At 57.5% G+C, this 22,377-nt stretch carries 21 protein-coding genes; 16 read left to right on the plus strand and 5 right to left on the minus strand.

Annotated elements, in window-relative coordinates:
• Positions 1 to 13 precede the first annotated feature (13 nt).
• Positions 14 to 481: a GNAT family N-acetyltransferase gene (locus AC2FLE_RS13690; protein WP_496697670.1), complete on the plus strand. Its 468-nt coding sequence runs from the start codon at positions 14 to 16 to the stop codon at positions 479 to 481.
• A gap of 1 nt (position 482) precedes the next feature.
• Here AC2FLE_RS13690 and AC2FLE_RS13695 read toward each other — a convergent pair whose 3' ends face one another.
• Entirely contained in the window at positions 483 to 1,316 is an 834-nt protein-coding gene (locus tag AC2FLE_RS13695) for a prephenate dehydratase (protein WP_271949791.1), read from the minus strand.
• A 119-nt stretch (positions 1,317 to 1,435) separates the two neighbouring features.
• Here AC2FLE_RS13695 and AC2FLE_RS13700 point away from each other — a divergent pair, with 119 nt between their 5' ends.
• The 5 genes from AC2FLE_RS13700 (at position 1,436) to AC2FLE_RS13720 (ending at position 7,800) form a co-directional block, all read left to right on the plus strand.
• Positions 1,436 to 1,945 (plus strand): c-type cytochrome, encoded by a 510-nt coding sequence (locus tag AC2FLE_RS13700; protein ID WP_496697708.1) that lies wholly within the window; start codon positions 1,436 to 1,438, stop codon positions 1,943 to 1,945.
• Between the two features lie 174 nt (positions 1,946 to 2,119).
• Complete coding sequence (locus AC2FLE_RS13705) at positions 2,120 to 4,024, plus strand: extracellular solute-binding protein (RefSeq protein ID WP_496697671.1); 1,905 nt, start codon at positions 2,120 to 2,122, stop codon at positions 4,022 to 4,024.
• A gap of 9 nt (positions 4,025 to 4,033) precedes the next feature.
• Positions 4,034 to 5,119 (plus strand): microcin C ABC transporter permease YejB, encoded by a 1,086-nt coding sequence (locus tag AC2FLE_RS13710; RefSeq protein ID WP_142636962.1) that lies wholly within the window; start codon positions 4,034 to 4,036, stop codon positions 5,117 to 5,119.
• Positions 5,120 to 6,226, plus strand: a complete 1,107-nt coding sequence (locus tag AC2FLE_RS13715) for an ABC transporter permease (protein ID WP_142636960.1) — start codon at positions 5,120 to 5,122, stop codon at positions 6,224 to 6,226.
• Positions 6,223 to 7,800 (plus strand): ABC transporter ATP-binding protein, encoded by a 1,578-nt coding sequence (locus tag AC2FLE_RS13720; protein WP_496697673.1) that lies wholly within the window; start codon positions 6,223 to 6,225, stop codon positions 7,798 to 7,800. The genes AC2FLE_RS13715 and AC2FLE_RS13720 overlap by 4 nt, the downstream gene beginning before the upstream one ends.
• A gap of 19 nt (positions 7,801 to 7,819) precedes the next feature.
• Here AC2FLE_RS13720 and AC2FLE_RS13725 read toward each other — a convergent pair whose 3' ends face one another.
• Entirely contained in the window at positions 7,820 to 9,748 is a 1,929-nt protein-coding gene (locus tag AC2FLE_RS13725) for an elongation factor G (protein WP_496697674.1), read from the minus strand.
• Between the two features lie 207 nt (positions 9,749 to 9,955).
• Positions 9,956 to 11,311, minus strand: a complete 1,356-nt coding sequence (gene hemN, locus AC2FLE_RS13730) for an oxygen-independent coproporphyrinogen III oxidase (protein ID WP_496697676.1) — start codon at positions 11,309 to 11,311, stop codon at positions 9,956 to 9,958.
• Positions 11,312 to 11,372: 61 nt separating this feature from the next.
• Between hemN and fnrL the strand changes: the two genes are divergently transcribed.
• Together fnrL and AC2FLE_RS13740 are read left to right on the plus strand one after the other, a co-directional pair.
• Complete coding sequence (gene fnrL / locus AC2FLE_RS13735) at positions 11,373 to 12,116, plus strand: transcriptional regulator FnrL (RefSeq protein ID WP_281973102.1); 744 nt, start codon at positions 11,373 to 11,375, stop codon at positions 12,114 to 12,116.
• A gap of 72 nt (positions 12,117 to 12,188) precedes the next feature.
• Positions 12,189 to 12,443 (plus strand): GlsB/YeaQ/YmgE family stress response membrane protein, encoded by a 255-nt coding sequence (locus tag AC2FLE_RS13740; RefSeq protein ID WP_142636950.1) that lies wholly within the window; start codon positions 12,189 to 12,191, stop codon positions 12,441 to 12,443.
• Positions 12,444 to 12,471: 28 nt separating this feature from the next.
• Here the strand turns inward: AC2FLE_RS13740 and AC2FLE_RS13745 are convergent, their stop codons facing one another.
• On the minus strand, positions 12,472 to 13,311 hold the full coding sequence (locus AC2FLE_RS13745; protein WP_142636947.1) for a universal stress protein: 840 nt from the start codon (positions 13,309 to 13,311) through the stop codon (positions 12,472 to 12,474).
• A 195-nt stretch (positions 13,312 to 13,506) separates the two neighbouring features.
• Between AC2FLE_RS13745 and ccoN the strand changes: the two genes are divergently transcribed.
• From ccoN to ccoP, 4 genes are read left to right on the plus strand one after another with little or no spacing between them, the layout of a single operon-like run.
• Positions 13,507 to 15,114: a cytochrome-c oxidase, cbb3-type subunit I gene (gene ccoN, locus AC2FLE_RS13750; RefSeq protein WP_142636945.1), complete on the plus strand. Its 1,608-nt coding sequence runs from the start codon at positions 13,507 to 13,509 to the stop codon at positions 15,112 to 15,114.
• A 14-nt stretch (positions 15,115 to 15,128) separates the two neighbouring features.
• Entirely contained in the window at positions 15,129 to 15,857 is a 729-nt protein-coding gene (gene ccoO / locus AC2FLE_RS13755; protein WP_142636943.1) for a cytochrome-c oxidase, cbb3-type subunit II, read from the plus strand.
• A gap of 11 nt (positions 15,858 to 15,868) precedes the next feature.
• Positions 15,869 to 16,081: a cbb3-type cytochrome oxidase subunit 3 gene (locus AC2FLE_RS13760; protein ID WP_142636941.1), complete on the plus strand. Its 213-nt coding sequence runs from the start codon at positions 15,869 to 15,871 to the stop codon at positions 16,079 to 16,081.
• Positions 16,078 to 16,941 (plus strand): cytochrome-c oxidase, cbb3-type subunit III, encoded by an 864-nt coding sequence (gene ccoP, locus AC2FLE_RS13765; RefSeq protein WP_496697679.1) that lies wholly within the window; start codon positions 16,078 to 16,080, stop codon positions 16,939 to 16,941. Before AC2FLE_RS13760 ends, ccoP begins: the two co-directional genes overlap by 4 nt.
• 103 nt (positions 16,942 to 17,044) lie before the next feature.
• Here the strand turns inward: ccoP and AC2FLE_RS13770 are convergent, their stop codons facing one another.
• Entirely contained in the window at positions 17,045 to 17,227 is a 183-nt protein-coding gene (locus tag AC2FLE_RS13770) for a hypothetical protein (RefSeq protein WP_496697681.1), read from the minus strand.
• Between the two features lie 100 nt (positions 17,228 to 17,327).
• On the opposite strand from AC2FLE_RS13770, the gene AC2FLE_RS13775 reads away from it, so the two are divergent.
• The 4 genes from AC2FLE_RS13775 to AC2FLE_RS13790 all read left to right on the plus strand — a co-directional run bounded on the left by AC2FLE_RS13775 (position 17,328) and on the right by AC2FLE_RS13790 (position 22,373).
• Complete coding sequence (locus AC2FLE_RS13775) at positions 17,328 to 18,203, plus strand: LysR family transcriptional regulator (RefSeq protein ID WP_496697682.1); 876 nt, start codon at positions 17,328 to 17,330, stop codon at positions 18,201 to 18,203.
• A gap of 100 nt (positions 18,204 to 18,303) precedes the next feature.
• Complete coding sequence (gene ccoG / locus AC2FLE_RS13780) at positions 18,304 to 19,731, plus strand: cytochrome c oxidase accessory protein CcoG (RefSeq protein ID WP_281973105.1); 1,428 nt, start codon at positions 18,304 to 18,306, stop codon at positions 19,729 to 19,731.
• A gap of 2 nt (positions 19,732 to 19,733) precedes the next feature.
• A complete protein-coding gene (locus AC2FLE_RS13785) occupies positions 19,734 to 20,192 on the plus strand; it encodes a FixH family protein (RefSeq protein WP_496697684.1) in 459 nt (152 codons plus the stop codon).
• Between the two features lie 3 nt (positions 20,193 to 20,195).
• Positions 20,196 to 22,373, plus strand: a complete 2,178-nt coding sequence (locus tag AC2FLE_RS13790; protein WP_496697686.1) for a heavy metal translocating P-type ATPase — start codon at positions 20,196 to 20,198, stop codon at positions 22,371 to 22,373.
• Positions 22,374 to 22,377 lie beyond the last annotated feature (4 nt).

Consider the following 22,377-nt stretch of genomic DNA (forward strand, 5'->3'; position numbering starts at 1 on the left):
CAAGAGGCCCTGAATGTCTGATGTGATATTGCGCAGCGCTGTTGTGGATGACGCCAAAGGTATTTCCGAGGTCCTGCAAGAGATCGTGACCGCCGGTAAGCGCACCAAACCCAGCGATGAGGGTTTTGCCAAAGAGCATTACATCAGCCACCACGGCAGCATCCAATGCACCGTGGCGGTGCAGGGTTCACAGGTATTGGGCTTTCAGGCGCTGAAACTGGCCGTCGACGGAAACCCTTATGGCGTAACAGCCGGTTGGGGCATCATCGGAACACATATACGTCCATCAGCCGCGCGCATGGGGGTCGGGCGGGCCCTATTTCAGGAAACGCTGCTGGCGGCCCGCGCCGCAGGTCTGCCTGCAATAGACGCGACCATTGGCGCGCAAAATGCCGAAAGCCTTGCCTATTACGCGGCCATGGGATTTGTCGATTACCGCTCACATGAAGGAGCGGTGTGCAAGAAATACCTGCTGGGTTGAGCTAGCCGCGCGGCTGGACTGCCGGATAGACGCCCAGAATCTCGACATTGGTGGTAAAATGTTCCAGCTCTTCCAGGGCCAGTTGTACATTGCGGTCATCGGGGTGTCCGACAATATCCGCATAGAACTGGGTGGCCGTAAATGACCCGTCGACCATATAGCTTTCCAGCTTGGTCATGTTGACTCCGTTGGTGGCGAACCCGCCCATCGCCTTATACAGCGCTGCTGGGATGTTACGGACCTGAAACACAAAGCTGGTGATCATCCCGTGCGCCCCGCGCCGCGACAGGTCCGCATCGCGTGACATGATCAAAAAACGCGTGGTGTTGTCGTCGCTGTCCTCGATATGGCGGGCCAGGACGTTCAGGTTATAGATCTCTCCGGCCAACTCGCTGGCCAGCGCGGCAGAATGCAGTTCGGCAGCCTCGGAAACCTCGCGCGCGGCGCGGGCATTGTCCGGGCTGACGCGTCCGTGAATGCCGTGCTGCTTCAGGAACCCAGCGCATTGTGGCAGCAGTACCAGATGCGAATGCGCTTCGGTGATGTCGCTCAGCTTGGCACCGGGGACGGCCAACAAATTGATGTGTACGCGAACAAAAGCTTCATCGATGATATGCAATCCGCTATGGGGCAGCAGGCGGTGAATATCGGCCACCCGCCCATAGGTCGTATTTTCGACCGGAAGCATCGCCAGGTCTGCTTTGCCGGACCGAACTGATTCGATCACATCCTCAAATGTGCGGCAGGGCAGGGCCTCCATATCGGGACGAGCGTTTCGGCATGCCTCGTGGCTATAGGCACCGGGTTCTCCCTGAAATGCGATACGTTTTGTCATTTGGTCGATTCCGTGCAACAAGTTCCAGAATTGGGCGTTTAGTCGCGGTGTCTATACCTTGCCTCTTGTAAGGGGAAGCCTTAGACACCCCGCAGACAGCTGAAATGGACTCGCGATCAATGTTCGACACGATGACAGTTACCAAGGCCGCAGCAGGCCTGTTTGGCACCTTCCTGGTGCTGCTTCTGGCCAAATGGGCCGCAGAAGAGCTTTACCACGCCGATGCCCATGGCGAGACGGCTTCGTACATCATCGAATCCGAAAGCGCAGGCGAAAGCGCCAACGGTGAAGAGGTAGTATTTGAAGAGCTGCTGGCCGCCGCCGACGTTGAGAAAGGTGCCAAAGTTTTCCGCAAGTGTACCGCGTGTCACAAGCTGGAAGACGGTGCAAACGGCACAGGCCCTTATCTGTATGGTGTCGTTGACCGCCCTGTTGCAACGGCCAACGGTTTTACCGGCTACTCGGCGCCGATGCAGGCCCATGGCGGCAACTGGACACCCGAAGCCCTGGATGCCTTCCTGACCCGGCCAGCCAGCTATATCTCGGGCACATCCATGAGCTTTGCTGGCCTGAAAAAACCGCAGGACCGTGCCGATCTGATTGCCTATCTGCAGACAATCGGCAACTGATGCCAGACCGGCACATCTGAAATTCAAAGCCGCTGCCCCGTGCAGCGGCTTTTTTTGTATGAAGAAACCTTCACAATGCGCTCACGCATTCTAAACTTGAATCAGTCAACGCTGGACCTTTAGCTTCGTTCAGGCGCAAGACTATAAGAAGTGACGCAACAGGGGATGAGCCAAATGGAATCCAACCGACAGATTGTTCAGGCACGTGCATTGGATTTCAGAGGTTGGTTGACCATACCGATTACCGGCTTTTTGCTGCTTACGCTCTTGACCTCTCAACTGTTTGCCGAAGAGACCATCATCAAAAGCCACGGATTCTCGGAATTTGGCGATTTGAAATACCCTGAAGGGTTTGCCCATTTCGATTATGTAAATCCTGATGCGCCGCGCGGCGGAGAGTTGTCTTATGCAGCGCAAGGGACATTTGATAGTTTCAACCCCTACACGCGGCAGGGCCGCGCGGGTGCGCGTTCTGCGGATCAGTATGAATCCCTGATGGTCGCGTCCTATGATGAAACGGCCACTTACTACGGTCTGCTGGCAGAAAGCCTTGAATACCCGGAAAGCCAGGATTGGGTCATCTTCAACATGCGACCTGAGGCGCGGTTTTCCGATGGAACCCCGGTGACTGCCGAAGATGTTGTGTTTTCGCATAATCTGCTGCTGGAACAGGGGTTAAAATCCTATGCCGACGCCGTCCGCGAGATGATTCCGCGTGCCGAAGCGCTGGATGATCATCGGGTTAAATTCTACTTCGCACCGGATATCCCGCGCCGTGGCCTAATAAGTCAGGTTGCCGGGACATCTGTGTTTTCCAAGGCCTGGTTTGAAGCAGACCCCGAAAACCGGCGGCTCGACAAATCCCGGCTTGAGCCCGGTATCGGATCCGGACCTTATGTTTTGGACAGTTATGACATCAACCGGCGCATCGTCTACAAGCGCAACCCGGACTATTGGGGCGACCACGTTAATGTGAATGTTGGCCGCAACAACTATGACTCCATCCGGATCGAATATTTCGCGGACTCGATTGCTGCGATGGAAGGGTTCAAGGCGGGCACGTTCACACTGCGCCAGGAAAACAATTCAAAAAGCTGGGCAACGGCCTATGATTTTCCTGCCATAGCAAACGGAACAGTGGTTCGGGTAGAGCTGGAAGACGGGGATGTCCCCAACGCTTCGGGCTTTGTCATGAACCTGGACCGACCGCAATTTCAGGATCCCAAGGTGCGCGAAGCCGTCCAGTTAGGGTTCAACTTCGAATGGACGAATGAAAGCTTGCAATATGGCCTGTTTCAGCAGCGCGACTCATTCTGGCAGGGAACTCACCTAGAGGCGACGGGGCTGCCCGAGGGGCGTGAACTGGAGGTTCTGCAAAGCCTGGGCGATGCGCTGGACCCTGCGGTACTGACCGACCAACCGGTCGTTGCCCATGAATCCCGCGCCGAGCGTCAGAATGATCGCCGCAATCTGCGCGCCGCGATGAAGCTGCTGGATGAGGCCGGTTGGCAGGTGGGCGAAGACGGTATCCGCCGCAATCAAAACGGTGAAGTACTGGCCATAGAATTTCTGTCAGACCAGCCGACTCTTGATCGTATCATCCAGCCATTTGTCGCTAACCTTAGGACGATGGGCATAGATGCAACCTACAATCGTGTGGACAATGCGCAATTCACCCTGCGCCGCCGTGACCGGGATTTCGACATGATTTTCGGCGGGTACCCAAGTTCGCTGCAACCTTCGACGGGACTGTACCAGCAATTCGGAACCGAGGCGGCCTCGTATTCCGTATTCAACCCGTCCGGTGCGTATGGCCCGGATATTGAACCGTTGATCGACAACATCGTGGCAGCGACCAACAGCGAAGAGTTGTTTGCCAATGTTCGCGCCCTGGACCGTGTTCTGCGGGCCAAGCGGATCATGGTGCCCACTTGGTATTTGGGCAAATACTGGGTTGCCTATTGGGACATGTATGAATACCCGGAAAACCTGCCGCCTTATTCATTGGGTGTCGAAGACCTGTGGTGGATCAACGCCGAGCAGGAAGCCCAGTTGAAATCCTCCGGCGCCTTGAGGTAATCCGCCCAAATGGGAGCATATATTCTAAGACGCCTGCTGCTGGTCATTCCCACACTGCTGGGAATCATGATCGTCAACTTCACCCTTGTGCAGTTTGTGCCAGGCGGCCCGATTGAACAGATCATCGCCCAGATGGAGGGTGGTGGAGATGTATTTGAAGGTATCGCTGGCGGTGGTGGCGATATCGAACAGCAGACCGGCGGCACAAATGACCGCTATATCGGCGGGCGTGGCTTGCCGCCTGAATTCATCGAAGAACTGGAAAAAGAATTCGGGTTCGACAAACCGCCCTTGGAACGGTTTCTGAATATGATGGGTAATTACCTGACTCTGGATTTTGGCGAGAGCTATTTCCGGTCGATCAGTGTGACCGATCTGGTGCTGGAAAAGATGCCGGTGTCTATTTCGCTAGGGCTTTGGTCGACGCTGATTGCCTATCTGGTGTCGATCCCTCTGGGTATTCGCAAGGCGATCAGGGACGGATCAAGCTTTGACACCTGGACCAGTGGCGCCATCATCGTGGCCTATGCCATCCCGGGATTTCTGTTCGCCATTTTGCTGTTGGTGCTATTTGCCGGTGGGTCCTATTGGCAGATCTTTCCGTTGCGGGGGCTTACCTCGGACAACTGGGACAGTCTGAGTGTATTTGGCAAGATTGCCGATTACTTCTGGCATATCGCGTTGCCGATCCTAGCGCTGACCATCTCGGCCTTCGCAACGCTCACCTTGCTGACCAAAAACTCGTTTCTGGACGAGATTAAAAAGCAATATGTCATGACCGCCCGCGCCAAGGGCCTGAGCGAAAGCCGGGTGCTGTACGGCCACGTGTTCCGCAATGCGATGCTGATCGTAATCGCGGGTTTTCCGGCCGTCTTCATCGGTGTTTTTTTCGGAGGGTCAATCATCATCGAAACCATCTTTTCGCTGGATGGATTGGGTCGCCTTGGGTTCGAGGCGGCGGTCGCGCGCGATTACCCGGTTATCTTTGGAACGCTGTTCATCTTTGGCCTGATGGGTTTGGTGGTCGGCATCATCAGTGATCTGATGTATGTGTTGGTTGATCCGCGCATCGACTTTGAAAAGCGGGAGGGGTAAATGGCGCTTTCCCCCCTGAATCAGCGCCGGTGGCGCAACTTCCGTCGCAATGGCCGGGCGTTCTGGTCGCTGATCATCTTCTCGATCCTGTTCGGCCTGTCGCTATTTGCTGAATTTATCGCAAATGACAAACCGATCCTCGTGAAATACCGCGGTGAGCTTTATACGCCGATCTTCAATTTCTACCCAGAGACCGAGTTTGGCGGTGATTTCCAAACCGAAGCAATCTATCGCGACCCCGAAGTGCGTTGTCTGATAGACAGTGGCGGTTTGGATCAGTGCTTTGACGATCCTGACGGCATTATCGAACAGATCGAGGCCGGATCATTTGCCGCCGACGGGTTCGAGCGCGGCTGGGCCATCTGGCCGCTGATCCCATACTCTTTCAAAACCAGCGTTGATCGGCCGGGCGCAGCCCCACTGCCGCCCAATGGCCAGAACCTGCTTGGCACCGATGACACCAAGCGCGATGTGCTTGCACGGGTGATCTATGGGTTCCGTCTGTCCATTCTGTTCACGCTGATGGTCACAGGTGTTGCCAGCCTGATCGGTATCTTCGCAGGCGCCATTCAGGGCTTTTTTGGCGGCTGGCTGGATTTGATCTTTCAACGGATCATCGAGATTTGGTCGGCCACCCCATCGCTCTATGTGATCATCATCATGTTCGCTATTCTAGGGCGCAGTTTCTGGTTGCTGGTGTTGCTTATGATCCTGTTCAGCTGGACCGGATTGGTTGGCGTTGTTCGAGCTGAGTTCCTGCGGGCGCGAAACCTTGAATATGTCCGGGCGGCACGGGCGTTGGGCGTCAGCAACAGGACGATCATGTTCCGCCACATGCTGCCCAATGCAATGGTCGCCACGCTGACCTTCATGCCCTTCATCGTCACCGGCACGATTGGCGGACTTGCCTCGCTGGATTTTCTGGGCTTCGGCCTGCCGTCCTCGGCCCCGTCACTTGGCGAGCTGACCTTGCAGGCAAAACAGAACTTGCAGGCCCCTTGGCTGGCCTTTACCGCCTTTTTCACCTTTGCCATCATGCTGTCGCTTCTGGTCTTCATTTTCGAAGGCGTCCGCGATGCGTTTGATCCCAGAAAGACCTTCTCATGAGCCTGCTGGATGTAAACAACCTCAAGGTTTCGTTCCGGCAGGACGGGCAGGTCAGTGCGGCGGTCAAGGGCGTGTCCTTCACGGTGGATCGTGGGGAAACCGTGGCTTTGGTAGGGGAATCCGGGTCCGGAAAATCTGTGACCGCCTTGTCGACCGTCTCGCTGTTGGGAGACAGCGCGATTGTCGAAGGTTCGGTGAAATATGACGGGCAAGAGATGATCGGGACGTCCGAGCAACATCTGATGGATGTGCGCGGCAACGACATCAGTTTCATCTTTCAAGAACCGATGACATCGTTGAACCCGTTGCACACGATCCAGAAGCAGATGGCAGAATCGCTGGCGCTGCATCAGGGGGTGGTGGGCGACGCGGCGCGTGATCGGATTGTCGAGTTGCTGACGAAGGTTGGCATCCGGGACCCGAAGGAACGGTTGGACAGCTATCCGCACCAACTTTCGGGCGGACAGCGGCAGCGCGTCATGATCGCCATGGCGCTGGCCAATAAGCCGGATATTCTGATTGCAGATGAACCGACCACGGCGCTGGACGTGACCATTCAGGCACAGATACTCGAGTTGCTGGCAGACCTGCAGAAAGCCGAAAACATGGGGATGCTGTTCATCACCCATGACCTTGGCATCGTGCGCCGGATCGCCGATCGAGTTTGCGTCATGAAGGACGGAGAGATTGTCGAAGCCGGTGCAACCGCGGACATCTTCGAGAACCCTCAGCATCCCTATACCCGGAAATTGCTGGCGGCCGAACCGTCGGGCCAACCCGATCCGGTCGCCGCGGATGCAGAAGAGGTCGCCCGCACTGATCATCTGAAAGTCTGGTTCCCGATCCAGCGCGGCTTTCTCAAGCGAACTGTCGGCCATGTTAAGGCGGTGAATGACGCCAGCCTCAGCGTGCGCGCCGGCGAAACCGTGGGGATCGTGGGCGAAAGCGGGTCGGGCAAGACCACGTTGGCGCTGGCCATCATGCGGCTGATCGCGTCCGAGGGTGGTATCACCTTTCGCGACCAGGATGTGCGCCGTTGGTCCACACGCGAATTGCGCCGGTTGCGCAAGGATATGCAGATTGTGTTTCAGGACCCGTTTGGCAGCCTGAGCCCGCGCATGACCTGTATGCAAATCATCGCCGAGGGTCTGGCAATCCACAAGGTTGATCCACACCGCGCCCCGCGCGATCTGGTGGCGGATGTGATGACGGAAGTGGGGTTGGACCCGGCGTCGATGGACCGGTATCCGCACGAGTTCTCGGGCGGGCAGCGGCAGCGTATCGCCATCGCACGTGCGATGGTGCTACGTCCCAAACTTCTGGTGCTGGATGAGCCGACAAGCGCGCTGGACATGACGGTTCAGGTGCAGATCGTAGACTTGCTGCGAGAACTGCAGCGGAAATACGGGTTGGCATATCTGTTCATCAGCCATGATCTAAAAGTGGTCCGGGCGATGTCACATAATGTCATCGTTATGCGGAACGGTGACGTGATTGAAATGGGCGCTGCCGAAGACCTGTTCGAAAACGCGCAGACAGATTACACCCGCGAATTGATTGCGGCAGCGGGCTGAAGCCCGCTCTCCGTGTTTTTCACGCGTTTGCGGTTTCCCGTGTTGCCGCTTTCGGTATCGGGCCGCGCAGTTCTTCATAGTGATCAAAGCTTAACTTTACCCAACCGGTGCCGCGCGTGGCGCTGGCCAGGGTGCGATGCAACTCATCCTCGGCCACGGCAGGGAGTTGGGCATTGAAAATCTCCCAGCCCGAAGCGTTGGGGTTGCCTTCGAATCCCAGCACTTGACCCTGTAAGGAACTGATCGTGGGGACAAGGTCGCCGACAAAATCGGATGGCAGGTGAATCTCTGCGTTCAGAATGGGTTGCAGGACCACCGGTTTGGCTTGAGGCAGCGCCTCGCGTACGGCGTTCTTGCCTGCGGTGCGGAAAGCATAATCGGAACTGTCCACATTGTGGTGTTTGCCGTCACTCAGCGTGATTTTTACATCAACAACAGGGAAGCCCTCGGGCCCCTGCTCCAGCGCGTCCTTGGCCCCGTGTTCAACTGAGGGAATATAGTTGCGCGGCACCGAACCGCCTTTCACGATCTCTTCGAACTGAAACCCTGATCCGCGCGGCATGGGCGTGACCGAGATCACGACATCTGCAAACTGACCCGCACCACCGGATTGCTTGCGGTGACGGTGGCGGTGTTCGATGGGCGCACGGATGGTTTCGCGATAGGCGGTCTCGATCGGGTCGGCCACGATTTCAATCCCGAAATCTTCGGCCAGTTTGGCGGTGATCCGGCGCATGTGCTGCGGGCCTTGAGAGCCCAGCACCGCATGGCCGGTCAGCTCATCCTGTTCCAGATGGAGACCGGGGTCGATCTCGACCAGACGGGTCAGAGCGTTCGACAGGCGCACGTCATCTCGCTCATGCGCGGGTGATACGATCTGACGTTGGGCGACTGGATGTGATGATGCCCATTCCGGCAACGGAGATTCGGATTTGCTGTCGTAAATATTGCCTGGGATCAGGTGATCGGATTTCACGGCCAGCCCGATCTGACCTGCCTCCAGCCCGGAAATCTGGGTCTTGGCGTCAAGTGTCGTCAGATTGCCGACTGTCTCACCTCCCAAAGCTTCATGCGCACGCACGCCATCTCCCAGGCCACGAAGGACGATGATCTTGCCGATATGTTTCTTCACGTCCGCGAATCCCGCAATGGCGCGGGCAGTCTCGGTGGCCTCATCGCGGTTGGCGGCAATGTTGAACTCAGGGGCTTCGTGCCGCAGGGCTTTCATCAGGCGGGTCAGGCCATTGCCATGGCTGGCCGCGCCCAGACAGGCGGGGATCAACTGGTGGTTCTGCAAAACCTGCGCGGCCAGATCGTAGATCTCGGCACTTGCGGGCTGTTTGTCTTCGATCAGCTGCTCCAACAGGTGATCGTCAAAATCCGACAGCGTCTCTAGCAGCTCGGTGCGGGCTTCTTGTTCGCGGTCCTCGACCGAGTGCGGCAGTTCGATCAGGGCCGAGGGCTGGCCTTCCTGATATTTCCAAGCCCGCTCCGAGATCAGATCGACCGCGCCGACTATTGTCTCGCCGTCGCGAATAGGGACCTGACGTAGGGCGATGTGGTGGGTGCAGTAGGTCTGTAACGCGGCGATGATATCCCGGATACGGCCATTTGGGGCATCCATCCGATTGATGAACAGGAAACAGGGAATGCCCGCCTCTTCAACCAGCCGCAGATAGGGCGCGCACAAGACAGCTGCGTCTGGGTCCGGCGGGACAACCACAACCGCCGCATCCGAAATCGCCATGGCTGGTCCGACATAACCCAGATTGTCGCTGCCCCCGTCCACATCGATCGCGCACCAGGGCTCGTCCAAGTAAGAAAAACCGTGCAAGTGCACGGTTCCGGAGACATCGAATGTGGTGGGTCGGTTGTCGAGGCGGCTTATGGCCTCGACCAGGGTTGTCTTGCCAGATTGGCTGGGGCCGAGGACGGTGAATACGCGCATGAGTGATGTCCCTCTTTTCAGGTTGCAGTAATACCTGCACGAAAAGGGCCGACCCACACGGCTGCGTGGGCGAGGACTGACTGCGAATTCACCTGCCTCAGGGTTCGGATCGTTCCGCCCAAGTGTGAAGACAACCAGAGGCTCGCGTCAAGCCCCTGTACTGGTATCTAAGCGGCGGGCCGCACAACCGGGCCCACCTGTAAGCGATCAGATCGCCGAGCTGTGGCCTGCCTTGCTCAGGTCATAGGCGTCAAAGCTGCGGGCAATCATTCGGGTCAGCGGCCGGGCCTCGGGTGGAATGAACAGGCCATCCTTGGTGACGTGTAGCAGATTGTTGAAGTCGGCATTGGCCCTCTGGTACATCTCGTTCAGCTCTTGGGCGGATATGTTGTGGTCACGCAGAATCTCAGCCGAATTGATCTGAAAATCACACATCAGCGCTTCGATCAGACGTGCGCGCAAAATGTCCTGCCCTTTGAACAAATGTCCGCGCGAGGTTGCAAAGCGCCCCTCGCGGATGGCTTTCGTATAGGCCGATGTTGCCGGTGCGTTCTGGGCGTAGCCCTGAGGAAATCGCGAGATCGAGCTTGCGCCCACACCGATCAGCACCTCGGCCTGATCATCCGTATAACCCTGAAAGTTCCGTTTCAGTCGCCCGGCCCTGAGCGCATGTGCCAGACCATCATCCTGCGTGGCAAAGTGGTCAATTCCGATCTCGGCGTAATCATCCCAGAGGAACAGTCGACGCGCCGTCTCGAACAGCTCCAGACGTTGCTCGGGCGTGGGCAATGCGTCCGAAGGAATCAACTGTTGCCGTTTGGCCATCCACGGCACGTGGGCGTATCCATACAGCGCAACGCGGTCGGGGTTCAGTGACAGCAGTTTCTGTACGCTTTCTGTCATCCTTGATTTGGTCTGATGCGGCAGACCGTACAGGATATCAGCGTTCAGGCTGGTAATGCCGCGGGCACGGATCATGTCCACAGCTGCGCGCGTGGTGTCATAGCTTTGGACGCGACCGATAGTTTTCTGAATCTCATCGTCGAAATCCTGCACGCCGATCGAGGCACGGTTCATGCCCGCTTCGGCCAACGCGTCCAGTCGGGCTTGGTCAATCTCGTTCGGGTCGATTTCGACCGAGAATTCAGCACCCGGGCCCAGCGGTACAACATCCAGAATGCGTGTGGCCAGATCCCGCATCAGATCGGGATTCAACAGCGTTGGTGTGCCGCCGCCCCAGTGCAGACGCGAGAGGGTGACGCCTTGAGGCAGGCACGCGGCTAGCAGATCAAGCTCGGCCTTGAGGACGTCGACATAGGCGATGACCGGGTTGTCAGTTTGAGTCCCCTGTGTTCGGCAGGCACAAAACCAACACAGCCTGCGGCAGAAGGGCACGTGTATGTACAACGAGACGGAGCTGCCGGGTTTAATGCTGGTAATCCAGTCTTCGTAAAGGTTTACCCCCACATCATTGTTGAAGTGAGGGGCTGTTGGATAGCTTGTGTAGCGCGGTACTTTCGCGTCAAATAGTCCAAGCTTTGCAAGTTGTGGTTTAACTATCATGGCGATACCGTTAGAGGACGGCACGCCTAGCAACCTTGATAGAGATCAAGTGGGAACGCGCATGACACAGATTTTCAAAATCGATCATACAAACTGTGAAGATTGTCCAATCCGCCACAGAGCAGTCTGCGCGCATTGCGATGTTCATGAGCTGGAGCTTCTTGAAGGCATCAAATATTATCGCAGCTTCGAGGCTGGGCAGACAATCATCTGGTCCGGTGATCAGATGAATTTCGTGGGCTCGGTCGTGTCGGGGATCGCTTCTTTGACTCAGACCATGGAAGATGGGCGCACGCAGATGGTTGGCCTTTTGCTGCCCAGCGATTTCGTCGGTCGTCCCGGTCGAGATTCAGCGCCTTACGACGTCGTGGCAACGACTGACATTGTCATGTGCTGTTTCCGTAAGAAGCCGTTCGAAGAACTGATGGGTGCTACTCCGCATATCGCGCATCGTTTGCTTCAGATGACATTGGATGAGCTGGACGCTGCCCGTGAATGGATGCTGGTGCTGGGGCGCAAGACTGCGCGCGAAAAAATCGCAAGCCTGTTGTCTATCATCGCGCGCCGGGATGCTTCGATTGGGCAGAACGGGAGTTCCAGCCCAATCGTTTTTGATCTTCCGCTGACGCGCGAGGCGATGGCAGACTACCTTGGCCTTACACTGGAAACCGTCAGCCGTCAGATATCCGCCTTGAAGAAAGACGAGATCATCTTGCTAGAAGGCAAGCGCCGTGTATCTGTTCCGGATATGGGCCGGTTGATGGAAGAGGCAGGCGACGATTCCGATGGCGGATATCTGGTGTGATTCACATACGGCGTGACCCGTTGTCTTAACCGTGGTTTAGTGGGACCAGTGAAACTGCGTCAGGAGTAAGTCATGGGATTCAGCAGCCTTTTGGCCATGCTGCTTATTGGTGCCATCGCGGGATGGTTGTCCGGAAAGATCATGGAAGGCCGGGGATTCGGCTTGATTGGTAACATCATCGTTGGCGTTGTCGGGGCATTTCTGGCCGGGCTAATTTTCCCAGCCCTTGGTTTTGCCGTTGGCGGCGGTCTGGTCTCGTCAATTATTTTCGCCACCATTGGGGCAATCATTCTGCTTTTCCTGATCGGCCTTGTGAAACGCGGATAAGAGCCGCCCGCTGGGCGGCTCTGCCGTTTCAATGTGCCATGAACACCGGAACAGTCGATTGTTCCAGCATATTGCGTGTCGCGCCGCCCAGGATGGCTTCTCGGAATCGGGAATGCCCATAGGCGCCCATGACGATCATATCTGTTTCGGTATCCGTCGCATGGCGGTTCAGGATGTCCGATACACGCGACATTGTTTTGCTGAGCACGTCGATTTCGCACTTAACTCCGTGGCGCGACAGCATCTGGGACAACAACCCACCGGGGTCCGAGCGATCCGGCCCATGCGTTGGTGGGTCGATCACCACGATCCGCACCTGATCGGCCCCGATCAGGAAGGGTAGGGCGCAGCGAATTGCGCGCATGGCTTCGACGCTTTCGTTCCAGCCGACCAAGACAGTACCGGGCTTGTCAAAAGGCGTCGTGTTTTCGGGTATGACCAGAACCGGAGCGTGACCTTCGAACATGGCTGCCTCGACGATAGGCTCTGCTTCGACGCTGCGGTCTTTTCCGTAAGGTTGCGGCAGAATAACAAGGTCCGAGAACCGCGCCCGATGGGCAACGTGGCGACCAATATCGGCAATCTGGGCCACGCCGCTTTCTGCAGACCAGCGTACGCCGGAACTGTTCAGATAGGTCTCTGCATAGTGCAGGGTGTCCTCCGCCTCTGCTTTGGCGCGGGACAGTGTCTCCTGCAGAATCAGCGCGTTGGCGCCAGCATAGTAATAGCCGGTCTGACTGCGATCGACCCCCAGGCACAGGGCTTCGGCATGCGCATCCTGGGCTGTGGCCAGGGCTGCCATCTGTGCCAGCGCCGGGGCCGATTGTTCCGTTTCCGTTAGAACTGTGAGAAGGGACTTATACGCCATCTTGACCTCTTGCCTCCAGGGCCGTTCCGTCCGCGACATTCCGGCCAAATCATTTCTGTAGCCTTGTCATAATATTCGCTATTCTGTCTTGATACAGATCAAAGCAGTTTGGGCTGTCCTCGGACAAAACAACGACCAGTCAAATGGGTTCCGCGACAAAAAAGAATCGCGCGGAGCATGGCAAAGGGACGCAATATGTCAAATTACATCAAGCTGATCGTGCTTGGTCTGATCGTGCTGTTTGCAGCGATCGGGACCAATTATGCACGCGATTTGGCGTATCAGGTGCATGCAATTCTGGTGATGTTGATCGCCGCGGGATTGTTCATCTGGACGCTTAGAAACACGGATGAGCCAGATATCCTCATAGATCGTTCAGGCGAATACATGGACGATGTGGTCCGTTACGGCGTAATCGCGACGGCCTTTTGGGGCGTGGTTGGTTTTCTTGCCGGGACATTCATCGCCTTTCAGCTGGCCTATCCGGTGCTGAACTTTGAATGGGCACAAGGATATCTGAATTTTGGCCGATTGCGTCCGCTACATACATCGGCGGTTATCTTTGCCTTTGGCGGCAACGCACTAATCGCAACGTCCTTCTACGTCGTCCAGCGGACCAGCGCCGCGCGCCTGTGGGGCGGCAATCTGGCATGGTTCGTTTTCTGGGGCTACCAGCTGTTCATTGTGCTGGCTGCGACCGGGTATGTGCTGGGCGGAACCCAGTCCAAGGAATACGCCGAGCCGGAGTGGTATGTCGATCTGTGGCTGACCATCGTCTGGGTGGCCTATCTTGCCGTGTTCCTGGGAACAATCGTCAGGCGGAAAGAGCCTCATATCTATGTGGCGAACTGGTTCTACCTGGCCTTTATCGTTACCGTCGCCATGCTGCATCTGGTCAACAACATGACTATCCCTGTCAGCATCTGGGGTTCGAAATCTGTCATCGTCTGGTCAGGCGTTCAGGACGCAATGATCCAGTGGTGGTACGGCCACAACGCTGTGGGCTTTTTCCTGACAGCCGGCTTTCTGGGTATGATGTACTACTTCATCCCGAAACAGGCCGAGCGACCGGTGTTCAGCTACAAGCTGTCGATCATCCACTTCTGGGCGCTCATCTTCCTGTATATCTGGGCCGGACCGCACCACTTGCACTATACCGCGCTGCCTGACTGGGCCTCGACACTGGGAATGGTGTTCTCGATCGTGCTGTGGATGCCGTCCTGGGGTGGTATGATCAACGGCCTGATGACCCTATCGGGTGCGTGGGACAAGCTGCGTACGGACCCGGTGATCCGGATGATGGTGATTTCGGTCGGCTTCTATGGCATGTCCACTTTTGAGGGCCCGATGATGTCGATCCGAGCGGTTAACTCTTTGAGCCACTATACCGACTGGACCATTGGTCACGTGCATTCGGGTGCGCTGGGTTGGAACGGCATGATCACCTTTGGTGCGCTGTACTTCCTGGTTCCTGTCTTGTGGAAGCGTGAGCGTCTGTATTCGTTGCAAATGGTCAGCTGGCACTTCTGGCTCGCCACTATCGGCATCGTGCTCTACGCCGCGTCGATGTGGGTGACAGGTATCATGGAAGGCCTGATGTGGCGCGAAGTGGATGCCAACGGTTTCCTTGTGAACTCGTTCGCCGACACCGTGGCTGCCAAGTTCCCGATGTATGTGGTGCGAGCTCTGGGTGGGGTCATGTTCCTCGCTGGGGCGCTGATCATGTGCTACAACCTGTGGATGACTGTGCGGAAAGCGCCGGCCAAAGAGGCCAGCCTGACCGTCGCGGTCCCGGCTGAATAAGGAGGGCCGGAGCAATGGCAATTCTCGACAAACATAAGATCCTCGAGACCAACGCGACCCTCCTGCTGATCTTCAGCTTTCTGGTCGTGACCATCGGTGGCATCGTGCAGATCACCCCGCTGTTCTATCTTGAGAACACCATCGAAAAAGTGGAGGGCATGCGCCCTTACACCCCCTTGGAAATGGCGGGCCGTGACATCTATATCCGCGAAGGCTGCTATGTCTGCCACAGTCAGATGATCCGCCCGATGCGGGATGAGGTCGAGCGCTATGGCCACTACTCGCTGGCGGCTGAATCAATGTATGATCATCCGTTCCAGTGGGGGTCCAAACGCACCGGCCCTGATCTGGCCCGTGTCGGTGGTCGTTATTCTGACCAGTGGCATGTGGATCACCTGCGCAACCCGCAGTCGGTGGTGCCTGAATCTGTAATGCCGAAATACGGCTTCCTCGAGCATCGCAAGATTGACGGTAAGTATATCGGTGATGTCATGAAGGCGAATGCGCTGGTAGGCACGCCCTATACCGAAGAGATGCTGGAGAACGCCGTGGCGGATTTCCGGGCGCAGGCCGATCCCGACAGTGACTATGACGGCCTGCTGGAACGCTATGGTGACAAGGTCAGCGTGCGGAACTTCGATGGTCAGCCCGAGCTGACTGAAGCGGATGCGATGGTCGCTTATCTGCAGATGCTGGGAACGCTGGTCGATTTCTCGACCTTCACCCCAGACGCGAACCGGTAAAGGAGGGTGTGATGGAAGAATATACACTCTTACGGCAATTCGCGGATAGCTGGATGTTGCTGCTGCTCTTTGTTTTCTTTGTTGGGATCATAATCTGGGTTTTCCGCCCGGGATCCAGCAAGGAATACAAGGACACCGCGAATATCCCGTTTCGGCATGATGATGCACCAGCGCCCCTGCGGGGCGACGACAATCCCGCCACATCCAAGGAGGCGCGGCAATGAGCAAGACACCTGAAAAACAGCCGGGTGATCCGAGTACAACCGGCCACAGCTGGGATGGTATCGAAGAATTCGAAAACCCGATGCCGCGCTGGTGGTTGTGGACATTCTACGCCACCATCTTCTGGGCGGTAATCTATACGATCATGTATCCCGCATGGCCCTTGGTTCAATCCGCCACTGCTGGCGTTTTGGGCTGGTCCTCTCGCGCTCTGGTACAAGAAGAGATGATTGCGTTTGAAGAGGCGAATGCCCCTTGGAACGCCAAGCTTGTGGAAACATCGCTTGAAGATATCTCGGCAGATCCCGAACTGCAGCAATACGCGGCGAATGCCGGGGGCGCGGTGTTCCGTACCTGGTGTGCGCAATGCCACGGCTCAGGCGCGCAGGGTGCACCAGGATTCCCGAACCTGCTGGATGACGCCTGGCTGTGGGGCGGTTCGCTTGAGGATATCGAGACCACAATCGCCTATGGCATTCGCAACGAGGAAAGCGACGATGCGCGCTATTCCGAAATGCCTGCATTTGGCGAAATCCTGGAACATGACCAGATCACCCAAGTGGTTCAATACGTGATGTCCCTGACCAATGCGCAGACTGATGACGTAGCTGCGCAGGCAGGCAAGGTTGTCTTCGAAGATAACTGTTCGTCCTGTCATGGCGAGGATGGCACTGGTGACGTCTTTCAGGGCGCACCCAACCTGACCGATGCGATCTGGCTCTATGGCGGCGACGCAGAGGCATTGACTGAGACCGTGACCAATAGCCGTTTCGGTGTAATGCCTGCTTGGGAAAACCGCCTTACCGAGGCGCAGATCCGCGCTGTGACGGCCTATGTCCACCAGTTGGGTGGCGGTCAGTAAGGCCAAAAGAATACCTTCGGACGGTTCGCCGCCCGAAGGTTAAGGCACCGGCTGTTCTCTCTGTTCGCGCGTTTCCTGAACAGCCGGTGCTACTATTTTCAGACTACAGGCCCCCATTGGTGCAGTCCAGATGCGCCTTTTCGCGCGGGCCAGACTTTTCAATCCACCAATGATGGTCCGGCAGCCAACTGCCGCGCGCAAGGTCGCGGCAATCTGTGCCAATGCCTTTGCCGTCAGCCTCTGTTTTGGTGGCTACCATGAAACTTCGTGCCAGTATCGCAAGCATCTGATCCCTCCTGGATTGTGTTGCCGCTGTTATCAGGATTGATCTTTAGCCTGATAAATGCGACTCAATTACCATTCCAATATGTAAGTAGGACTTACAGATGAACTGGATGGATATGCCGCCGCTTGCGGCTTTGCGCGCCTTTTCTGCCTTTGCTGAGACTGGAAATGTTGTTCAGGCAGGGGCGTCGCTGAATGTCAGTCACGCAGCGATCAGCCAGCAACTGCGTGCGCTTGAAAAACACCTGGATCTGGCCCTTCTGGACCGATCCGGTAAATCCATGACCCTGACGGCCGAGGGCAAGGTTCTGGCGCGTGCCCTGCATTTGGGATTTGGGGCCATAGGTGCGGCGGTCACTGACCTGAAGCGTGCAACCGAGGATCGCCCGGTCCACCTATCGCTGACGGCCTCTTTCGCAGCTTCGTGGCTTATGCCACGCTTGCCCGCATTTCAGGCCGAGCATCCAGGCATTCACCTTGCGCTGGACCCCTCGCCCCGGTTGGTCGATCTGCGCCCGGGCGGCGTGGATCTGGCGATCAGATATGGGGCAGGGGATTGGCCCGATGTGACGGCCGAACTGCTGTTGCAAAGTCCGATCGTGATTGTCGCCGCGCCATCCCTGTTGACTGGGCGGGCACCTGTGACACCCAAAGCACTCAGCCATCTGCCCTGGCTTGAGGAGTTCGGCACAACGGAGGCAACGCAATGGCTGGCCCGTCACGGCGTGGACCACAGCCCCGGCGCTGGCCGCATCGCCTTGCCGGGAAACCTGCTGCTTGAGGGAGTGCGCGCCGGGCAGGGTGTGACGGCCACCGTGCGGCATTTTGTCGAAGCGGATATCATTGCGGGTCGATTGGTTGAACTGTTCCGCGAACCCGACGGGCGCGGATACCATATTGTCACCGGTAATATGCCGCTTCGTCCTGGGGTGAAGATATTTATCAGGTGGCTCAGGCGGCAAGCTGGTAAGATGTGACAAAAGGTGTCTTTACGATGCGCTTTTGACCCATGTCAAAGTGGCTGCCCGTATGATCTGGAAGAAGACGCCGTAGAACAGCTACATCTGGAGCCAGCCCGTGAGCGATTCCGACCCCGCCCCCAGCCTATACGCAGCGCGCGAACCGATCTTTCCCCGCCGCGTGTCCGGCCCGTTTCGCAACCTGAAATGGTTCATCATGGCGGTCACGCTGGGGATCTACTATGTCACACCCTGGATCAGATGGGATCGCGGTCCCAGCCTTCCGGACCAGGCGGTGCTGCTGGATCTGGCCAACCGGCGCTTTTACTTTTTCTGGATCGAGATCTGGCCGCACGAGTTCTATTTCGTGGCCGGGTTGCTGATCATGGCCGGTCTGGGCCTGTTTCTGTTTACATCGGCGCTGGGGCGCGTGTGGTGCGGCTATGCCTGCCCGCAGACCGTCTGGACTGATTTGTATATCTTGGTCGAGCGCTGGATCGAAGGTGATCGAAACGCCCGTCTGCGCCTGCATCGTCAGAAAAAGATGGATTTCCACAAAGCAAGGCTGCGCGTCACCAAATGGGTCGCCTGGCTGTTTATTGGTCTGGCAACGGGTGGTGCCTGGGTGTTCTATTTCGCGGATGCGCCAACGCTTGTCCGTGATCTAGTGACCGGAAATGCACATCCGGTCGCCTATACAACCATATTGATCCTGACGGGGACGACCTTTTTGTTCGGTGGGTTCGCACGCGAGCAGATCTGTATTTACGCCTGTCCCTGGCCGCGCATTCAGGCCGCGATGATGGACGAGGATACTCTGGTGGTTGGGTATCGCGAATGGCGCGGTGAACCGCGCGGCAAAGGCAAGCGGACCGCGGATTCCGATCTTGGGGACTGCATTGATTGCATGGCCTGTGTGAATGTCTGCCCTGTCGGTATCGACATCCGCGACGGTCAGCAGCTTGAATGTATCACTTGTGCGCTGTGCATCGACGCCTGCGATGACATGATGGCCAAAATTGGCAAGCCGCGTGGCCTGATCGACTACATGGCGTTGAGCGACGAATCGAGTGAACGCGCCGGTCATCCGCCCAAGAATGTCTGGAAACACATCCTGCGGCCTCGGACCATCATGTATACGGGTATGTGGTCTGCGGTTGGCTTCGCGCTTTTGTTCGCCCTGTTCATCCGGTCTGACATTGATCTGACCGTAGCGCCGGTGCGAAACCCGACATTTGTAACCCTTTCTGACGGCACTATTCGTAACACTTATGATGTACGACTGCGGAACAAACATGGCGAGGACCGCCCATTCCAACTGACCCTGTCCGGTGATCCGGCCCTGAAGATACAGATCGAGGGGGTTGAAGGTGAGACTGTCAATGTGACGGCGGATACGGCACAGTTGACCCGTGTTTACATCGTCGCATCGGGCGACACCGGGCCAGCAACTTTGGATACGACGCCGGTCCGCATCTGGGTCGAAGACCTGCAGAGCGGTGAGCGCGCCTATAAGGACACCACGTTTAACGGACGAGGGAACTGAACATGGCTGAACGTAAATTCACCGGCAAACATGCGCTGGCTGTGTTCGTTGCATCCTTTGGCGTGATCATTACGGTGAACCTGGTTCTGGCCTATAGCGCGGTGAAGACCTTTCCGGGGCTCGAGGTCAAGAATTCCTATGTCGCCAGCCAGGAATTCAACGAACGCCTGAAGGAACATCAGGCGCTGGGCTGGTTTATCCGCGCCGAGATTTCGGGCGGCTTGCTGATCCTGCATATAACCGATCAGACGGGCGCACCGGTCAAGGTGGCTGACCTGCAGGCCGTTGTGGGCCGCGCGACCCATGTCAAAGATGATTTTGCTCCGGATTTCACATTCGACGGGACTGCATATGCGACTCCGGCATCGCTGGGTCCGGGCAACTGGAACATTCGGCTGGTTGCCAAAGATCACAGCGGGGCCGAGTTTGCACAGCGCGTGCCGCTTTATGTGAAAGGCTAGGGGATGTCTGCGCAGATGTCCTCTGGCACCGCAGCTTGCCCCGGCTGTATCGCCGCCCCGGCAGAGCCCGCAAGGCCGATCCCGCAGGATGTGCAGATCGCGCTGTCATTGCCGGGAATTCACTGCTCGGCCTGTATTGCCACGGTCGAGCGTGAATTGAATGCCCAGCCCGGGGTCGAGGACGCGCGCGTGAACCTGACCTTGAAACGTGCGATGGTCAAAGCCGCGCCCGATCTGCGGGCCGCCGATCTGATCCCGGTGCTTGAACGCGTAGGCTTTGAGGCGCACGAGCTGGACCCTGGATCCCTGTCTGCCACGCAGTCCGGCAAGGCTGGTCGCGACCTGTTGATGCGGTTGGCGGTGGCTGGTTTTGCCTCGATGAATGTAATGTTGCTGTCTGTCTCTGTCTGGTCAGGGGCAACCGATGCAACGCGCGACATGTTCCACTGGATTTCGGCAGCGATTGCTTTGCCTGCGATCGCGTTTTCGGCGCAGCCCTTCTTTGCTAATGCCTGGAGCGCCTTGCGCGTCGGTCGCCTGAATATGGATGTGCCGATCGTGTTGGCAATCCTGTTGGCATTGGCCACATCGCTGTGGGAAACCGCGCTGAGTGGTGAGCACGCCTATTTTGACGCCGCCCTGACCCTGACGTTCTTTCTGCTGGCCGGTCGCTATCTGGATTACCGTACCCGCGCCGCCGCCCGATCCGCAGCCGAGGAGTTGACCGCGTTGGAGGTTCCGCGCGCGATCAGGCTGGCCGATGGTCAAGAAGTTGAGGTGCCCGTCGCAACGCTAAGCGTGGGTGATCTGATCCTGGTACGTCCCGGAGGCAGGATGCCGGTGGATGGCGAAATCGTTTCCGGGCAATCCGAGCTCGACCGATCGCTGCTGACGGGTGAAACCTTGCCGGTATTTGCGGAAACCGGTCTGACGGTCAGTGCTGGTGAGGTAAATCTAACGGGTCCATTGACCGTACGGGCGACAGCCGTGGGTGAGGATACCTCGCTGCACCGCATGGCCGATCTTGTGGCCATCGCGGAATCTGGGCGGTCGCGTTATACTTCGCTGGCGGATAAGGCAGCCAAGCTTTATGCACCGGGCGTGCATATCCTGTCGGCGCTGAGCTTTCTGGGCTGGTATATTTATTCAGGCGATATCCGCACCGCGCTGAATATCGCAGCAGCGGTGCTGATCATCACCTGCCCCTGTGCGCTGGGTCTGGCCGTACCGGCGGTGACGACGGCGGCCTCGGGTCGGTTGTTCCGCAAGGGGATGCTGATCAAACACGCCACAGCGCTGGAACGCCTGGCCGAGGTGGATACGGTTGTGTTCGACAAGACGGGAACACTGACCTCGGGAACGCCGGAGCTGACCAATCTTGCGGATCATGCGCCCGGCGATCTGGAAATCGCACTGGCACTGGCCGAGGCCTCGTCGCACCCGCTCTCTGTTGCGCTGGCGCAGGCTGCCCGTCAAGCGGGGGTCACGCCCGCAAACGTCGAGGGGATCTCTGAAGTTCCCGGGTACGGCACCGAAGGCATCTTTCAGGACCATCCCGTGCGTCTGGGACGCGCCGAATGGACCGGTGGGCAAGAGGCTGAACAAACTGCGGCCTGGCTGTCGTTAGCAGGGCGGGCGCCTTCAGTGTTCTTGTTCTCGGACACATTGCGTGCTGGTGCGGCTGAGGCGGTTCAGGCGTTTCGCGATGAGGGGAAAAAGGTCATTTTGATCTCGGGCGATACGCAAGGCGCGGTTGAGACGCTGGCCGGTAAGCTGGGGATTGAGACATGGATTGCGCAGGCCCTGCCGCAGGACAAGGCAACCCATGTGCAAAGCCTGCGGGATCAAGGCTGCCACGTCCTGATGGTTGGTGACGGGCTGAACGACACGGCGGCGCTGGCCGCGGCGCATGTGTCGATTTCACCGGCCTCGGCGCTAGATGCTGCGCGAGTGGCATCCGATATCGTGCTGTTGGGTAACGACCTGTCGCCGATTGCGGGTGCCTGCGATACCGCGGTTAAGGCAACGAAACGGATTCGCGAGAACTTCCGTATTGCAACCATCTATAATATCATTGCAGTGCCACTGGCGGTTGCGGGCCTAGCCACGCCGCTGATCGCGGCATTGGCAATGTCGACCTCGTCCATTACCGTTTCTCTGAACGCGCTGCGGCTAAGGTGATCTG

It is taken from the genome of Ruegeria sp. CDSA077, assembly GCF_059612265.1.

Excerpts from the sequence above, each read along its gene's own strand:
- AC2FLE_RS13785 (WP_496697684.1), top strand. The coding sequence starts at position 19,734 with ATGGCTGAACGTAAATTCACCGGCAAACATGCGCTGGCTGTGTTCGTT.
- AC2FLE_RS13740 (WP_142636950.1), top strand. The coding sequence starts at position 12,189 with ATGGGATTCAGCAGCCTTTTGGCCATGCTGCTTATTGGTGCCATCGCG.
- ccoP (WP_496697679.1), top strand. The coding sequence starts at position 16,078 with ATGAGCAAGACACCTGAAAAACAGCCGGGTGATCCGAGTACAACCGGC.
- AC2FLE_RS13760 (WP_142636941.1), top strand. The coding sequence starts at position 15,869 with ATGGAAGAATATACACTCTTACGGCAATTCGCGGATAGCTGGATGTTG.
- AC2FLE_RS13715 (WP_142636960.1), top strand. The coding sequence starts at position 5,120 with ATGGCGCTTTCCCCCCTGAATCAGCGCCGGTGGCGCAACTTCCGTCGC.
- AC2FLE_RS13745 (WP_142636947.1), bottom strand. The coding sequence starts at position 13,311 with ATGGCGTATAAGTCCCTTCTCACAGTTCTAACGGAAACGGAACAATCG.
- AC2FLE_RS13720 (WP_496697673.1), top strand. The coding sequence starts at position 6,223 with ATGAGCCTGCTGGATGTAAACAACCTCAAGGTTTCGTTCCGGCAGGAC.
- AC2FLE_RS13690 (WP_496697670.1), top strand. The coding sequence starts at position 14 with ATGTCTGATGTGATATTGCGCAGCGCTGTTGTGGATGACGCCAAAGGT.
- ccoN (WP_142636945.1), top strand. The coding sequence starts at position 13,507 with ATGTCAAATTACATCAAGCTGATCGTGCTTGGTCTGATCGTGCTGTTT.
- AC2FLE_RS13775 (WP_496697682.1), top strand. The coding sequence starts at position 17,328 with ATGAACTGGATGGATATGCCGCCGCTTGCGGCTTTGCGCGCCTTTTCT.
- AC2FLE_RS13710 (WP_142636962.1), top strand. The coding sequence starts at position 4,034 with ATGGGAGCATATATTCTAAGACGCCTGCTGCTGGTCATTCCCACACTG.
- ccoO (WP_142636943.1), top strand. The coding sequence starts at position 15,129 with ATGGCAATTCTCGACAAACATAAGATCCTCGAGACCAACGCGACCCTC.
- AC2FLE_RS13725 (WP_496697674.1), bottom strand. The coding sequence starts at position 9,748 with ATGCGCGTATTCACCGTCCTCGGCCCCAGCCAATCTGGCAAGACAACC.
- hemN (WP_496697676.1), bottom strand. The coding sequence starts at position 11,311 with ATGATAGTTAAACCACAACTTGCAAAGCTTGGACTATTTGACGCGAAA.
- fnrL (WP_281973102.1), top strand. The coding sequence starts at position 11,373 with ATGACACAGATTTTCAAAATCGATCATACAAACTGTGAAGATTGTCCA.
- AC2FLE_RS13790 (WP_496697686.1), top strand. The coding sequence starts at position 20,196 with ATGTCTGCGCAGATGTCCTCTGGCACCGCAGCTTGCCCCGGCTGTATC.
- AC2FLE_RS13695 (WP_271949791.1), bottom strand. The coding sequence starts at position 1,316 with ATGACAAAACGTATCGCATTTCAGGGAGAACCCGGTGCCTATAGCCAC.
- AC2FLE_RS13705 (WP_496697671.1), top strand. The coding sequence starts at position 2,120 with ATGGAATCCAACCGACAGATTGTTCAGGCACGTGCATTGGATTTCAGA.
- AC2FLE_RS13770 (WP_496697681.1), bottom strand. The coding sequence starts at position 17,227 with ATGCTTGCGATACTGGCACGAAGTTTCATGGTAGCCACCAAAACAGAG.
- AC2FLE_RS13700 (WP_496697708.1), top strand. The coding sequence starts at position 1,436 with ATGTTCGACACGATGACAGTTACCAAGGCCGCAGCAGGCCTGTTTGGC.